The sequence below is a fragment of the Cysteiniphilum sp. GTC20157 genome (assembly GCF_055396795.1).
On the sequence record NZ_AP044698.1, the window covers coordinates 2,021,936 to 2,038,739 of the forward strand.

General features: G+C 39.6%; 12 protein-coding genes and 2 tRNA genes. 7 read left to right on the plus strand and 7 right to left on the minus strand.

The features are described 5' to 3' along the window. Positions 1-77: 77 nt before the first annotated feature. The 7 genes from ACZ5V8_RS09105 to ACZ5V8_RS09135 form a co-directional block, all read right to left on the minus strand. Positions 78-1,253 (minus strand): aspartate aminotransferase family protein, encoded by a 1,176-nt coding sequence (locus tag ACZ5V8_RS09105; protein ID WP_464217531.1) that lies wholly within the window; start codon positions 1,251-1,253, stop codon positions 78-80. A gap of 9 nt (positions 1,254-1,262) precedes the next feature. Then, positions 1,263-2,246 (minus strand): N-acetyl-gamma-glutamyl-phosphate reductase, encoded by a 984-nt coding sequence (argC, locus tag ACZ5V8_RS09110; protein WP_464217532.1) that lies wholly within the window; start codon positions 2,244-2,246, stop codon positions 1,263-1,265. A 6-nt stretch (positions 2,247-2,252) separates the two neighbouring features. Beyond that, a complete protein-coding gene (gene argG, locus ACZ5V8_RS09115; protein ID WP_464217533.1) occupies positions 2,253-4,109 on the minus strand; it encodes an argininosuccinate synthase in 1,857 nt (618 codons plus the stop codon). A gap of 247 nt (positions 4,110-4,356) precedes the next feature. Beyond that, complete coding sequence (locus tag ACZ5V8_RS09120) at positions 4,357-6,024, minus strand: SGNH/GDSL hydrolase family protein (RefSeq protein WP_464217534.1); 1,668 nt, start codon at positions 6,022-6,024, stop codon at positions 4,357-4,359. A 22-nt stretch (positions 6,025-6,046) separates the two neighbouring features. After that, on the minus strand, positions 6,047-7,384 hold the full coding sequence (locus tag ACZ5V8_RS09125) for an OmpP1/FadL family transporter (RefSeq protein WP_464217535.1): 1,338 nt from the start codon (positions 7,382-7,384) through the stop codon (positions 6,047-6,049). Between the two features lie 226 nt (positions 7,385-7,610). Next, positions 7,611-8,531, minus strand: a complete 921-nt coding sequence (locus ACZ5V8_RS09130) for a bile acid:sodium symporter family protein (RefSeq protein ID WP_464217536.1) — start codon at positions 8,529-8,531, stop codon at positions 7,611-7,613. A gap of 178 nt (positions 8,532-8,709) precedes the next feature. Continuing rightward, positions 8,710-8,786: transfer RNA gene (locus ACZ5V8_RS09135), tRNA-Met, on the minus strand. A gap of 245 nt (positions 8,787-9,031) precedes the next feature. Here ACZ5V8_RS09135 and ACZ5V8_RS09140 point away from each other — a divergent pair. The 7 genes from ACZ5V8_RS09140 to glpX all read left to right on the plus strand — a co-directional run bounded on the left by ACZ5V8_RS09140 (position 9,032) and on the right by glpX (position 16,767). Beyond that, a complete protein-coding gene (locus ACZ5V8_RS09140) occupies positions 9,032-9,838 on the plus strand; it encodes a ProQ/FINO family protein (protein ID WP_440615404.1) in 807 nt (268 codons plus the stop codon). Positions 9,839-10,011: 173 nt separating this feature from the next. Then, on the plus strand, positions 10,012-11,253 hold the full coding sequence (locus ACZ5V8_RS09145; RefSeq protein ID WP_464217537.1) for a multidrug effflux MFS transporter: 1,242 nt from the start codon (positions 10,012-10,014) through the stop codon (positions 11,251-11,253). 81 nt (positions 11,254-11,334) lie between these two features. Beyond that, positions 11,335-14,340, plus strand: coding sequence for an FAD-binding and (Fe-S)-binding domain-containing protein (locus ACZ5V8_RS09150; RefSeq protein WP_464217538.1), 3,006 nt, complete (start codon positions 11,335-11,337; stop codon positions 14,338-14,340). A 103-nt stretch (positions 14,341-14,443) separates the two neighbouring features. Continuing rightward, positions 14,444-14,520: transfer RNA gene (locus tag ACZ5V8_RS09155), tRNA-Arg, on the plus strand. A gap of 334 nt (positions 14,521-14,854) precedes the next feature. Continuing rightward, positions 14,855-15,121 carry a BrnT family toxin gene (locus tag ACZ5V8_RS09160; protein WP_440615401.1) on the plus strand — a complete coding sequence of 89 codons (267 nt, stop codon included), beginning with the start codon at positions 14,855-14,857 and terminating at the stop codon, positions 15,119-15,121. Beyond that, on the plus strand, positions 15,114-15,446 hold the full coding sequence (locus ACZ5V8_RS09165; protein ID WP_464217539.1) for a hypothetical protein: 333 nt from the start codon (positions 15,114-15,116) through the stop codon (positions 15,444-15,446). The genes ACZ5V8_RS09160 and ACZ5V8_RS09165 overlap by 8 nt, the downstream gene beginning before the upstream one ends. A gap of 355 nt (positions 15,447-15,801) precedes the next feature. Then, a complete protein-coding gene (gene glpX, locus ACZ5V8_RS09170) occupies positions 15,802-16,767 on the plus strand; it encodes a class II fructose-bisphosphatase (protein WP_440615399.1) in 966 nt (321 codons plus the stop codon). Positions 16,768-16,804: the final 37 nt, after the last annotated feature.

The window sequence follows — 16,804 nt, forward strand, 5'->3', positions numbered from 1 at the left end:
AGCAGCTTAAGCTACACGACCTCTCCCACAAGGGGAGAGGTACCAGTTGATGAAGCTTATGCTATCTTATTATTAGACTACCCTTCGACGTCACTCAGGGTATGATTAACATTTTTGGATAGATACTCATCTTCAATCACTTCTTTTAATGCCACAATAAATGCATCAATATGCGATTTCTGAATCGTTAATGCAGGCAGTAAACGCATCACTTCCCCTGCTTGAGCCACACCAGTAAATATATGCTTTTGCTTTAAAAGCGCATCACGAATTGCTTTGCAATCTAAGCTAAATTCAACACCTAGCATAAGCCCACGCCCGCGCACGGTTGTGACCTCTGGGATTTGCAACAATTGCTCTTTTAAATAAGTTCCTTGTTGTTTGGCATTATCAATAAGTGCTTCATAGTCGATAACTTCAAGTACAGCCAACATCGCAGCACAAGCAAGATAACTGCCACCAAAGGTTGTACCTAACATATTTTTCAATACTGGGATATTATCTTTGATCAACATGCCACCAACAGGAAAACCATTACCCGCCCCCTTAGCAAAGGTAATTAAATCCGGTTTAATCCCTGATTGCTGGAAACTAAAAAACACACCCGTGCGTCCAAAGCCAGATTGAATTTCATCAACAATCAATTTTGCACCGTGCTCTTGACATAAGTCACTTGCAGTCTGTAGAAAATGCATATCCGGCTCATAGATACCAGCAATGCCTTGGACACCTTCAACAATCACTGCTGCCACGTCATTATTCATCACTTCTTTCAACGCATTTATATCATTTAACGGTACACTAATTGTTTGAAAACCTTTTGAAAACGGTGATTGGATGGCAGGATTATCAGTAACAGCCAAGGCAAGATTTGTACGTCCATGAAAGCTATTATTAATGCTAATTATCTTGTTGCGTTTGGTGACAACGCCGGCAAGTTTAAGTGCATTTTCTACCGCTTCCGCCCCTGAATTGACTAGAAATAATTGGTAATGATGACAACCACTTAATTGCGCCAATTTATCTGCTACCTGTTGCTGCACAGGCATCTCAATACTATTGGAATAAAAGCCAATACGCTGCAACTGTTGAGTGAGTTTTTCAATATAATACGAATGACTATGCCCAATCGAGATCACCGCGTGCCCACCGTATAGATCAAGATATTGTTGACCATTTTCATCCCAAACATATAAATCTTGAGCTTTATTTAATGTAATTGGATAACGCTCATATACTTCATATACATTCATAACAACACCTTAAAAAACACTGGCTTTGAGGGACAAACCTAACTCACAAGGCAAGCCAAACATAAGGTTCATATTCTGCACGGCCTGCCCTGAGGCGCCTTTAATCAAATTATCAATGACACTGACAACATGCAGATAATCACCATGTTTTTTCACGGATAATAAACAAGCATTGGTATTAACAACCATTTTTAAATCCGGCTCATGATCAAGTACTTTGACAAAGGCGCTTTGATCGTAAAATGCTTGCAAGATTTGTTGTGTGCTTACTTCAGTTAAATCTGATTTAAAGTAAATCGAAGCAAAAATGCCACGACTGAAATTCCCTCGCATTGGCACAAATAATATTTGATTGTTTGCTGATAACTTAAGTGCCTGTTTAATTTCAGCTAAGTGTTGATGAGAAAACACCTTATAGACAGACATATTATTGGTGCGCCAACTAAAATGTGACGTGTCACTCGGCATTACTCCAGCACCTGTTGAACCAGTAATGGCATTGATATGAACATCTCCATCAACATAATCACGAAAAGGCGTTAATGCCAGAAGTATTGCTGTGGCAAAGCAGCCTGGATTGGCAATATTGGATGCTGCGGCAATGGCACTTTGCTTAATATCTGCCAAACCATAGACAAACTCTGGATTGGCTTGTGTATCTCGATGATCCTGACTTAAATCAATGATCTTGGTATCCGCTTTGAAGCGATGAGATTTAAGCGCTTCTTTAGCTTGCCCATGACCCACACATAAAAACACGACATCGACATTATAATTTATCTCTTTATCAAATATGCGTTTATTATCGATCAGATAGAAATCATGGTGTGTTTTAGCAATTAACTCACCAGCTTGTGAGGTACTATGTGTAAACTGAATATCCACCTGTGGGTGGTGTGTCAATAAACGCAAAAGCTCACCGGCGGTATAGCCTGCCCCGCCTAAAATACCGACATTTATTTTGCCTGTTATTTTGTTATTATGCGCCATCATAAAACCTTACCCTGTTACCGCTGCTTTGATTGAGCTTAATTGCGTTGTCTTGACTGATTTATCTTTATTCTGCAATTGGTAATAAGCAGCAAGTTGTGTGCTCATCACTTTAGTAAATCCTTTGACATCATCACCACTGAAGCTTGCATTTTCCTCGCCATACTTGGCATGTTGCGCCTGCATTAAATCATGCTCAGATTGCACACCTAATAATACAAAGTGAAGTGGATAAAGTTTCACAAACACATCACCTGTGACCTTTGCCTGGGTGGATAATAACAAGGCCTCAATATCACGCGCCGCTGGATCAAGAAACTGACCTTCATGCACCATCTCAGCATAGGTATCACTTAAGCTTGTTTTAATCTTGAGTTGCGCTTTAGTCAGTACATGCTTTTCTAACAAATGATGTGCTTTTATCAGGATCAACGGTGCAGGAGCCTCAAAGCCGACACGTCCTTTGATATTGATAATGGTGTCACCGACATGAATGTCGCGACCAATACCATATTGACTAGCAATGTCATTAAGCTTTTGAATGACTTGAATTGAATTTGATAATTCGTCATTTAGGGCAATGGGCTCGCCATTGATAAAGCTAATTTTTAGTGTTTGTTGATCATCTTGTGTTTTGCTCACCTTAGTTGGCCAAGCCTCATCTTTTAAATATAAATGTGAACTTAAAGTCTCAACACCACCGACAGAGGTACCCCATAAGCCTTTATTAATCGAATAGTTTTTGCTACTTTCGCTGCAACTTGCACCTGAATTAATTAAATATTCTTGCGTTGCTGCACGCGATAATTTCAAATCACGAATGGGTGTGATAATTTGAGCTTCTGGCGATAATATATGAAACATCAGATCAAAACGTACTTGATCATTACCGGCTCCCGTGCAACCATGCGCAATTTTCGTAATACCCATATGATTTGCCATCTTAGCAATCGTCATTGCCTGAAAAGCGCGCTCAGCACTAACCGATAAAGGATAACAGTTATTCTTTAATGCATTGGCAAAGATCAAAAACTTAACACATTCCTGATAAAAATCTTTTGTGACATCAATACTTTGATGCGTTTTCGCGCCCAATTGATAAGCCCTGCGTTCAATCTGTGCTAATTCAATCGAGCTAAAACCACCTGTATTAACCGTTACTGTATGCACTTCCAAGTCATGCTCTTGTTGCAAATACTTAACACAGAAACTTGTATCCAAACCTCCACTAAACGCGACAATAACCTTCATTGATTGCTCCTTTTTATTATCTTGATTCTTTTGTAATACACCTTGCTCTTGCTGTTCTTTTTGCTTTTGTTTTCTTTGTGGATCGTAAAGCATCCCCGTGCATAAACAGTTTTGATATTCTTTGGCTTGTAAAATAGCGAAGTTCACGCAACTCATGCATCCTTGCCAAAATGTTTTATCGGTCGTTAAGCCAGTAAAAGCTGCGGGTTCATAACCCAACTCATAGTTAATACGCATCACCTGCGGATTGGTCGTTAACCCAAAGATCTTGGCATTAGGGTAATATTCACGCGCTAACATAAATGCTTTTGACTTCAAGGCTTTGGATAAACCTAAATTGCGATATTCTGGGAAAACAATTAAGCCTGAATTAGACACATATGCTTTATCTTGCCATGACTCGATATAACAAAAGCCTACAATCTGATTAAGCAGGCGATCAATGGCAATCACTGCATGTTTTGAGCGTATTTTTTGCTGCAAATAGTTCACACTACGCTTGGCAATACCGGTCTTTCTTTGCTTAGCACTTTCTTCAATCTGTGCGGCAATCACACTGGCAAAATGACAATGCATACTATTAGCAATAACAATGTCGACATGACTTAGCTTCATCTAGGTGCTTATTTGTTAATCCAAACGAAGCTCAACGATAGCAAAGCCTTAATGATAAATAAAATTCATTTTTTATATTTTTTGATGATTTAAATTCATCAAAACATGTTTTTCTAATAATTCAAAAATAAGTTGAGCTTCAATTACTCCCCTCACCCGTGCAGCTTAAGCTGCACGAGCAATCCCGCAAGGGGAGAGGTACTAACTGACGCAACTTATTCTTGATTCATTACTTTCCATTTGAGGACTAATTAAAAGCTTCCATTGCTTTAGCAATTTTTGCAGCAATCACTTGATGCGTTTCTGCCGTGGGATGTACCGTATCTTCAAATATATGCTTTTTATTATCCGCTTGTGGTGTGCACAATAGTGCAGAATTAGTGAGTGCTGCCAATGGATTATCTTGAGTGATGGGTGCTTGCTTACAGGCAGGCGTTGTTACATCATTAAACTGATAATTTTGACCTAATGCCGAGATTTCATAGTTTGCAACCATATCATTCATTAGATTAAATACATCAATAGGTACAATTTTAATACTCGGATCTTGTTTCTGTAGTGTGCCTAACATATTATTTAATGCGGTATTATAAGCAACAGATGCTTTCTCTAGCGCCGATTGTTGGTTGGCTGCGATAGCCAATGGTGTTAAACCAATATTTGGTAAGAACAGTACAACAAACTTCTTCGCACCATGGGCTGCTAAATATTGAACATCATAGGCAATATCACCTGCCGCTTGCGTCATAACCTGTGCTACCGCTGCTGGGCTTGGTGTTGGTTGCTTTGCAACCTCAAGGAATAGGTTATTGGCACCGCCCCATAAAATATAGACTTTATCTGGGTTTGCCTTATGATCATGTTGGCTCAGGTAACTATCAATTTGATTATAGTTTTCAAGCTGGTCATATACAGGTTGCAAATCAGCATCGGTCGCTTTAGGACAACTATAAGCAGGTTGTCCATTCACTTGAGGAATAGGACCAATGGGTGATGGCATATATAATGGTACATTTCCAGGTGGAATTAATTGCTGTCCTAATGCCGTAAACATCGCTTGCGGCAAAACAAGTCCAATCCCTGCACAAGTCGTTGTTGCACCACCTTGAGCATAATTGCTACCTGCGAGACTTTTACTTTCGGTATCGATTGATAAATGGAATACACCTAGCAATTGATTAATTATCATATGCCACGTAGGGTATGCTACCTTTATTGGCTGCATATAATAGCTATTATTAGGTAAAGCCGTTGCACTTGATGCCCCAACCAACTTAGCCAAATTAGTGGCCCATACATTACCACCTGGCGTGGTATAGGTTGTTGATTTATCAGTTGTCGTTCCTGGGACTTTTGGCCATGCAGGTAGCACATTGGGTAAAAATGCATGCAACCCTTTAACTAAAGCAGCTAGCTGATCTTGAACTCCTGCATCCGATAGGCTATCTCCAAACACCACAAATTCTTGCCCTTTATCACCTTTAACCGTAATCGTTTGTGTTGTGCCGCCAACACTTATGGTTAAAGTATCCTGTTGATTATATTGGGTACTCGTTGTTGGTGCATAGCTCAAACTAAACTGACAACTTTGACCATTACTAATGGCTTGTGCGCATGTCCCAAGATTAACAGTAAACCCAGCATTTGGGTTAGATTGTGTTATCGTCACTTGATACGCATTAGATTGACCAACTGCACCAATACTTTGATCGCCAACGCTTACAGTGAACTCTTTTTGATTATTTTGATTGATATCAGCATGAATCACATTATCCGTCGGTGAGCTAACATTCACAGCAACACCAGCGCTGTCACCACCTCCCCCACCGCCACAGGCAGATAATAGCATTGCGGCTGTCAGCACACTGATTTCTTTCCACGCTTTTTTATATTGCGAAAACTTTATATTCATCATCTTTGTACCCTATTTATTAATATTAGAATTTATATCTCAGCGCTAAACCAAAGATATCGGCAAAGCCACGATAGTTCGCAGACACCTTGTTTTGCTCAATATCTGGAATATTGGCATTTGAACCGGTATATTCAGTAACATTAATACTTTGATTGAGCATGAAAATATGCTCATAGACGGCATCAATTGAGAAGTGATCATTAACATGATACGTACCACCGAGTGTCACCCAAATGCGATTAGTATCTGGCATTCTTGCATCTCTTGTTTCTGATACCGTTGGTGTTTGATCATATGCCACACCCGTTCTTACCGACCAATGCGGCGTAATCTTATAATCGGTACCTAATGAGAATAACCAACTGTTTTTCCAACCTAACTGCATCGTTGAAGAAGTTGAATAGCCTCCTGGGGTATCAATGGTCAGCTTATCTAATGTGCTCCACATCGTATACTGCACAGTGCCTCTAACTTGCCACTTTGACGTAATAGCTTGAGTAATACCAAAGTTAATCACACCGGGGGTTCTAAATGAAGTCGAGGCATCAGAAATATAGCTATTATAAGGTGCCCCCGGTGTTATTGGTGTGCTTCCTGTTGGCAGTAACCATTGATTGCCTGAGCCTTCAATATTCATCTTAACTGGTGTGCGATAACTCAAACCAAAATATGTCGCTTTCACTGGGTGAAACATCACACCAAAGATTCCACCAACACCCCAGCCATTACCGTTAATACTCGTCGCTTGATTTGTTGGTGTGGCTAATTCACCATCGTAGTTTGAAAACTCAGCACTGGCATATTGGATTTGCAAGCCTGCGGCAATCGAGATCTCAGGAATAATATTAAAGGCAATCTCAGGCGTTAGATTAACAACTTCAATCGATGTTTTCTGTGCAGCATAGCGCACCACTGAGTTATCATCATAATTTGTTGTCATCCCCCAAGGTGCGGTTAATGCCACACCCGCAGCCAATCGATCATTAATCCGCCACGCACCATATAAGTTAGGCACCAATGCACCGTTAACCACACTATTTTGTGATGATGCGCCTGATACTGGATCATCTGCAAACGGGATCGTACTGTAATGCACACCATGACTTGCTTGTGCATTAGTCATTTTCACACTAGGCAAGATATAGCTGCCGCCAATGTATACACTGCTACTTTCAACAAAACCCAAGTTAGCGGGGTTATTAAAGATACTACTGACATCATCTGGACTGGCGGCACTTCCTGCCATTGCCATCCCTTGTAAGTAAACACTGTTTTCATTGACCTGAAAGCCTGCTGCCTCGAGCCGACAAGTCATGGCAAAAGCTACTGCCAAAAATGACAGTTTATGTAGTTTTTTCATATTTTCCCCTCTTTCAACAACACTCTCTCACACATGTATTTAATCTACATGAAAAACAGGGAGATTGTACTAATTCTGACGGCTTAGTCAAATCAGCACAGGCATAATCCGCATGAAAAGACCTCAGAAATACAATACACTCTCCTTATTGAGTAATTTATTTACTGATTAGTCTAGGCTTAATCCATCATATGCTGCGCTTGCACATCACTGTTTTTATTGATTCTTATTGAGCTTTTTTGACATTTGATAACAAGCTCACCAATATAGGTCCTGCAATATTCTGCCACACAGCGTAAAGTGTTCCGGCAATGGCTGCAAGTTTACCAAAAAATAAAATCGCAATCACAATCCCTAAACCAACATCAAGAATACTAAATTCAAATAATAGTGCCAGCGCGCTTTTGTGATCCAGTCTAAATAACTTTCCTAAGCCATAGCCAACAACAGAGGCTAATGCATGCAGTAATACAACTGCAATGCATAGTTTCAAAGATACATGCCATAATGCTTCTTTATTCAATGCCACCACAATCATCACAACGATCACAATCGTTATAATTGCGAGTAATGAAAGCTTATTTAAGGTGTGTGGTTTGAGTGCGATAAAACGCTGAAAAATAATGCCTGCCACTATTGGTAACACGACAATCATCAAAGTCGTCGTTAAAATACCAACCCAAGGAATTGTTACTGTTTTATGCAAAAACAAATACAATATTAACGGCATAATGATTGGCGCCAATAGCGTTGTAACCAATGTAAGGCTCACAGTTAATGACAGATTTGCTTTAGATAATAACGACATGACGTTAGATGCCGTCCCACCAGGGCACGCTCCCACAATCACAAGACCAATCAATGCATAACTATCCAGATTAAGTATTCGCCCTATCATGTATGCTATCAGTGCCGTAACAAAGGATTTCAATAGAATAATCAGCACAAAACGCCACCGTATTTCAATAATTTGACGCATGTCTTTCAATGAAACATTAATCCCAACTAAAAACATAATAATCCCTAAAAACAAAGGAATAAGTGCTTTTAAAGGAGTAAAAACACTCGGAAAGCATAGTGCCAACAGCGCACCACATATCACAATGATAGAAAATGATTTGATCACAGCGTAATTATTTAACTTCATGCTTTTACCCTATAAAATGACAACTCAAAACAAAATGATAGTCTCTCAATAAAAAAGCGTACTACAAGTTGCTATTTTATGGCACCGTCGACTTAATTCCATCGCCGTTAGGCTACTGTCGAGGATGATTTGTTTAATAGCTTAGGCACACCATATAAGCCAGATATGGTTTTGAAGATGGTAGCTACGACTGGACTTGAACCAGTGACCCCAGCATTATGAATGCTGTGCTCTAACCAGCTGAGCTACGTAGCCACGACAGGGACGAATATTAGCAAGATTGGTTTTGTTGTCAATGATTTTTTTTATTTTTATCCCCGCACCTGCAAAAATAGCTGATAGATACTGTTTTTTGCTGGGATTGTGTCTATAATGTCCGCCTTATTGCTACAGCAAGATTGACTAAGAAGCGATTTCATCACTGCGCTTATCTCTTAATATTAGTTGTTGTAATAGTGTATAAACAAAATACGAATAAACATAAAGTAGGAACATTTTAGATGTCTGATGGTAGAAATAAACTTAACGATTTTTCATTATTAAAATCATTGGTCGGTGGCAAAAGCATAAAAGACAAAACAGATCGTTTACGTAAAGCACATGCTGCAAAACGCAATGAAACGAGTGATACCAAAGCGACAAACTCAACGCCCAGACCAAACACTGCCACCAAGCAGGCGCCTCAGACAAGACAGGAACGTGTTAACCAACCACGCACACCATTTCGTATGCCACAATATGGTCAAAAACAACATGAAGAGCTTGTTGTTGACATGCCTGATGCTCAAGAAGATGAACTAATCATTGAGATAGATCTACAAAAAGAGCTCTATAAAGAAGAGCAACGTCTATTTAAATGGCTTTGCATGCGTTTTCCAAAATGTTTCAATCCACGCGATAAGCGTCCGTTGAAAATCGGTATAAGTGATGATATTGAAATTATTTATTATAACGAGCATTTTGCACCGATTGACCAATATGTTCTGAAAAAAGTGATTAAACGCTATGTTGGCGACACCCGCTATCAACGCTCGGTGCTTGAGCACAAGCAGCGTTTCAACCTTTATGGTAAGCCAGTTGAGACATTCAGTGACGATCATATTGCCTATGCTAAACAGCGTTTGGATGAAATTGCTGAGAAAGCTTACCTACGCTCTCAAGGCATTGATATTAAAACATATTATCAACAAAAACGTGAACAAGAGCTGCAAGAACAACAAGAAAAGCAAGCATTAGAACAAACTGAAAACGCCGATCAAACAACTCATATTGATACTCAAACTCACGATACAAAAACGAACTCATAACGTTTTAACTTTTCTTTTAATACTCAAGCACCCTATTCTCTGAATCTTTTTTTCTCATATCACATCATCAAAAGACTTACCGTATCTTTTTGTAAGCTCTGCTTGTACTCAATTGAACACTTGATCAATACATGCTAAATTGTACACATGTTCTATTTATTACGGCTATATCTATGACTAATGATAATATCTCCGCAGGCAAGTCAAGTATTTTACTATTGAGCATTGTGAGCATATTACTTGGCTGTAGCTATTTTATGGCATCAGACATGTATGTCCCAAGCCTACCCAACATGAGTGATGCGCTATCTACAAGCTCAAGTATGGCACGCATGACAATTGCTGTATTTTTAATTGCTTTAGCCTTGTCTCAACTTTTTTATGGTCCAGCCTCTGATAAGTTTGGTCGCAAAAGAATTATTTTTATTGGCGCTAGCATCTATTTAATTGGCAGTTTAATTTGTATGTTCTCTTGGAATATTTATGTACTGATTATTGGTCGAGTTATTCAAGGAGCTGGAACCGGTGCTTTATTATCATTATCTCGAGTGATTGTTCAAGATTCGGTAGCTAAGGATAAATTTATTCATATCGTCGGTTGGTTAAGTCTCTTTTTTATGCTTGCTCCAGCAGGTGCACCAGTACTTGGCGGCTTAATTGAAACCTACTTTAATTGGCGTATTAGTTTTCTCGTGATGTTCATACTTGTTGTTATAACAACGTTGATCGTTGCCACACGTATGCCCGAAACTCTCCCACCACACAGAAGAAATATTAATGCCTTAGCCCCTAAACACCTACTTGCAAACTATCTTAAAATATTAAAACACGCTCCTTTTGTTATATATACTTTTTGTATGATTGCTGGATTTTCTGGCATTGTTGCTTTTTACACTGTTGGACCCTTTATCCTCATTAACAAATACGGCATGAGTCCACAGAATTTTGGCTTTCTATCCATTGCTATCATTGGCTGTGCTTTTATTGCTCGCTTATATATGTCAATCATTTCCCTTAAGAAATTTGGTCCACTAAAAACACTATTTCAAGGATTATCTTTAATGGTGTTAGCAAGTACGATTTTAGTTATAACCTCAATCTTGGGATTGGCACACGAAAGAATACTAATCATTTGCGTTATGCTTTATGCTATGGGCAGCAGCATCGTAGGGCCAACTGTTGTTGGTGTTGCGCTTTCTTTCTTTAGCCATAAAGCGGGTGCCGCTAATGCTGTTTATGGCTTCTTACAAATGTTTGGACTATTTATAGTAAGCTCAGTTGCAGCAATCATTCCTGCTGAAATTTCTGCTTATGCGCTAATTATTTTTATCATGTCATTTGCTGCTTTAACATTTTTGAGCATTCTCACCTTTAGACAACACACCTCATCAATTCATAAAACAGCCTGTGCTTAATAATTCCCAATGCATAGGCTTGACAAACAAAAGGGCTTGGCTAGATACTAGTGCAATATAAAAAATATATACCATTACGCGATGTTGCCTATTCTTGATAAGTTTTCCACTGAACACACCCTCTGCAAAACATTTACAAATGAACTGCTAACTTCAGGCTTTAAAGGTGATATACAGCATGATTACGCCACCAGAGTCAGTAGCTCAATTGATAATAGTATATATCAAGTCGTGCCTGAGCTTGTCCTTTTCCCTAAAGAACATACTGATATTCTCAAGATTTTCACTTTGGCAAACAGCAAAGCCTTTCAAGAGCTTAAATTTAGCGCACGTGGAGCTGGCACTGGCACCAATGGTCAATCGCTAACTTCTGGCATTATTATCGATACCAGTCGCTATATGAATAATATTTTAGATATCAATCTAAAAGAAAATTATGTTACTGTTGAGCCTGGCGTTGTACTAGATCAGCTTAATGAAGTGCTTGCACCACACAAAGTGTTTTTTGCACCTAATTTATCACCCAGTAATCGCGCTACCATTGGTGGCATGGCAAGTACCGATGCCTGCGGTAAAGGCTCGCGCATCTATGGGCGTACCAGTGAGCACTTGCTGGAATTAGAATGCGTATTAAGTGATGGTCAGCGCGTGTCATTTGAAAAAATAGATGCCAATAATCTAGATACACTTATTGATAAACACTCTAGGCGACACTCAATATTGAGTAAAATTTATCAATCAATCGCAACTGAAGTTATTGCCCAATATGACAAGATCACTGCGCAATTTCCAAAACTTGATCGCTTTATGACAGGATACAATCTTGCTAAGTGCTATGATCCGCATAAACATAGTGTCAATCTTAATTATCTGATTTCAGGTGCTGAAGGCACACTGGCGTTTATTACCAAGCTTAAGTTAAAACTCACTGCTATTCCAAGTCACAAAATCTTATTCGCGATTAGCTATAGTGATTTTGACTTAGCATTACGCGATGCTAAAAGCCTATTGAGCTTAGACCCTGCAGCGATTGAAACCATTGATGATAATATTCTAAAACTGGCTAAAGAGGATGAGATTTACCCGCAAATTCGCCCTATGCTGGAAGTACACACCAATCATGCCATTGCTGCCATTAATTTGGTTGAGTTTATTGCTCATAGCGCTGAAGAGCTCAGCACCTTAATAAAGCAGGCAAAAGAACATCTAAACACGCAAGAACGTAGTTTCTATCTTGCAACTGATCAAGATGAAATGACTGTATTATGGGAGCTGCGCAAAAAAGGTGTGGGCTTATTAGGTGCGATGAAGGGTGCCAAAAAGCCCATTCCATTTATGGAAGATACTGCTGTTCCACCTGAAAATCTTGCTGATTATATTGTTGAACTAAGAGCGCTTTTGGATAGTTATAACCTGCGTTATGGAATGTTTGGTCACGTTGATGTTGGCTGCTTGCATATGCGTCCAGCTTTGGATATGAATGACCCAAAAGATCAAGCGTTGGTTGTCAAATTAACCAAAGAGGTTAATGATCTTGTTAAAAAATATGGCGGTGTTTATTGGTCAGAACATGGCAAAGGCTTTAGAAGTGAATACGTCAAAGACTACTTTGGTGATGAACTGCATACTTCTTTGCAGAAAATCAAAAAAGCATTTGACCCGTATAACAAACTAAATCCAGGGAAAATCGTTGTGCCTTTTGCTAGCAATGATGAACTGGTTAAGGTCAATGGCCCCTTTCGCGGCAGTGAAGATGCTAAGGTTGATAGCAATACCCAAAAGCTATTCTCAGGCGCATTTGATTGCAATGGCAATGCCGCTTGCTTAAATTACCATCCTGATCAAGTGATGTGCCCATCCGCTAAGGTGTCACATAACTGGGTTTACTCCCCCAAGGGGCGCACCGCACTTTTACGTGAATGGTTAAAACAACTTACCGAGAAAAGCTATCAACCTAATCCATTTTCTACTGCTGCATCCAATAAAAGACAAAACGCCAACAAAAATGACTTCTCTTACGAGGTCTATCAATCGCTTGATAAATGCTTAGGCTGCAAAGCATGTGCCACTGCTTGCCCAATCAAGGTGGATATACCGGCAATGAAACCAATGTTTTTAGCAGAATATCATAAACGCTACAAACGCCCTTTAAAGGATTATGCCATCAAATATGTAGAACAAACAGCCAAATGGCAGAGCTTAATCCCTTCATTAATGAACTCAGTGCAGTCCATGCCCTTTATAAAAGCATGGGTAAACAATAAACTGAAACTTGTTGATGCACCACTTCTGTCTAAGGAAACCTTAAAAGCAGGTCTTAGAAAACGTAATGCGCCAAGCTTTAGCATTGAAAAACTAAAAGTACAACAGGCAATCAACCCTCAAAAAACAGTCTGCATAGTGCAAGATGCATTTACAAGCTTTTACAACGCTGACGTTGTCTTGGCAGTATATGACCTATTAACAAAACTTGGTTTTTATGTCTTTGTATTACCCTTTTATGAAAATGGCAAAGCTGCACACGTCAAAGGATTTTTAACTTACTTCCACAAAAAAGCCGCACGTGCTACTGACTTTTATAATCAAATTGCTCGCTTAAATGTCCCGCTTATTGGCATTGATCCAAGCATGACCTTAGTCTATCGTGATGAGTATCGCACGGTGTTAAAAGACCAAGTACAATTTAAAGTTGAGTTGTTACAGGAATGGCTTGTTAAACAGCTAGCAACCATTAATATTACAGTCAAAGAGCACACGACAACATTGTCTTTATTAGCTCACTGCTCAGAACGCGCACTTGCTGCAGTATCAATGCTTCACTGGCAGAAAATTTTTAAAGCGTTTGGTGCCAAGCTTATAATTGAAAAGGTTGGTTGTTGTGGTATGGCTGGTACTTTTGGACATGAAAAAGATAATCTTACATTATCCAAAGAGATTTATGCTTCAAGCTGGCAAAAGAAAATAGAATTGGGGAATCAGAACAAGCAATATCTTGCAACAGGCTTCTCTTGTCGCTGTCAGGTTAAACGTTTTAGCAATAAACAATTACATCACCCTGCTGTTCACCTGCTAGAGTTAATTAATTAGTTTGAAAAATTAAAATCAGCGGATTCAGGCATATGTTACTGGATTTTAATGTCGATTTTTGCTAACTTCACAGCCCTGCAATGTTATTAGATTGCAAAGTTTTGCACCCGTAGCTCAGCTGGATAGAGCGTTGGCCTCCGGAGCCAAAGGTCGGACGTTCAAATCGTCTCGGGTGCGCCAGCTTTAAAGCCCTATAAAAAAAGACATACAGACGTAATCACCAAGCAGTACAAAAGAGAAACAAAAAACCTATAGGTAACAAAAAAATCTGCATAATTTCATCAGATTATACCTATTAGAAATTATGGTACCGACAGGTCTGACGGCACCATGATGATGCTTGCACATGTATTATAAGGAAAAAATATGAAATATTCACATTTAAGCAAGCATTAGCGGTGTGCAATAAAACCAACAGCAAGTTTGTGTAAACTTAACGTATTTTCGAAAACATCTTGATATATACTGAGTATTTACTAAAATAACTACAGATACGAAATAACGGCAGTGTTAAATGTTTGAATGGGATGAAAAGAAAAATAAACAGCTCAAACAAGAAAGACATATCTCATTTGAACAGATTGTTGAAGCAATTGAAAATGGTGATTTACTAGCGATTGACGATAATGTTAATCACCCTAGCCAAAGCATTCTGCGCGTTCGTATTGGTGACTATGTTTACTCTGTTGCCACAGAACAGCGTAACAATAACCTAAGGTTGATTACCGCTTATGCAGACCGTAAGCAAACTAAACGATTTGGAGGCGATACAAATGCGTAATACATCCCAAAAAAATAACATAAAAGCACTTGATTCCATTGAAGAAACTATTATGCAAGCTGATAAGCGCGGGGAATACAAGCCCATCGCAGAGGATGAGTTTACAAAGCGCAAAGCACAGCTTGAGCAAATGGCTAAGGCAACCATGCAGAAAGTCAGAAAACCAATTTCTTTTAAGCCAGACCCAGAAACGCTTGCCGCTTTTAAAGAAAAAGCTGAGCACGAGGGCTTGCCTTACCAGACATTACTTAACTTCTTGATGAAACAATATGTTGATGGTGGCTTTAAGCTTGCTATTGTTCACAACAAAGGCACTTCACACTGAACCGTTCGGAAATCCCGAATAGTTCAAAGCTTGTAGCCTTTGTAGCAGGTTATCACTAAGGCAGATTATCCGCTATTTGTTTATGATTAGCATCTTTTTCTAGAGATAACTTCACCGCTTCATTGTTGAACTCTTGTGTGTGGCGAGATTTTGCCATTTTTTACTCCTCATTCTGGTGGACTCATTGTCCCAAATTGAGGGGGTACATCAAAAAACCCATACCCTTTTAACCACACAATTGTTACAATACTGGCGATTTTCAACAAGCGCTAGATTCTTTGTAATGATTTCACACACATCGCAACTTATTGTGTGTTAAATTTAACAGTGCGCATACAAACTAAGGGATAGAATAATGGATCGTAATTTAGCATTAGAAACTGTTCGTGTCACCGAAGCTGCCGCTTTATCTGCTTGGCGTCAAATGGGTCGAGGAGACGAGAAAGCTGCTGACCAAGTTGCTGTTGATGCGATGCGTCGCGCTTTAAATGGTCTAGATATCGATGGTACTGTCGTCATCGGCGAAGGTGAACGAGATGAGGCACCCATGCTTTATATTGGCGAGAAAGTTGGTAAAGGCGGTCCTAAGGTTGATATCGCACTTGATCCGCTAGAGGGCACAACCATTACTGCCAAAGGTGGACCTAATGCCTTAGCAGTGATTGCGATGGCAGAAGATGGTGGTTTTTTAAATGCCCCTGATGTTTATATGGAAAAGATTGCTGTGGGTGGGCATGGTATGCCGGCAGATATCATCGATATCAATGCAACACCTGCTGAGAATTTGAAAAACTTGGCTCAATTTAAAAAAGTCCCTATTGAAGCGTTGGTTGTCTGTATTTTAGATCGCCCACGTCACGAAGATATTATTCGCAAAGTGCGTGAAGCTGGTGCTCGCATTGCCCTTATTGGGGACGGTGATGTCTCAGCAGTCATTGCAACAGCACAAGAGGATACCGGCATTGATATGTATATGGGCACAGGAGGTGCGCCTGAAGGTGTGCTCGCAGCGGCAGCATTACGTTGCCTTGGCGGACAAATGCAAGGTCGCCTGATCTTCAGAAACGATGATGAAAAAGCACGTGCTAAGAAATGGGGTATTGATGATTTAAATAAAGTCTATCATCTAAATGACCTTGCCTCTGGCAATGTATTGTTTGCTGCCACCGGTGTTACCGATGGACAGATGCTCAAAGGTGTTAAGCGCAAAGGGCAATTTGCGCAAACACATAGTCTTGTGATGCGCTCATTATCAGGTACGGTAAGACACATTGAAGCTGAACATAATTTCAACTTTAAAAAAGGTTTTGAGTATTTATAAATAAGTTGCATCAGCTGATACCTCTCCCCTCGCGGGA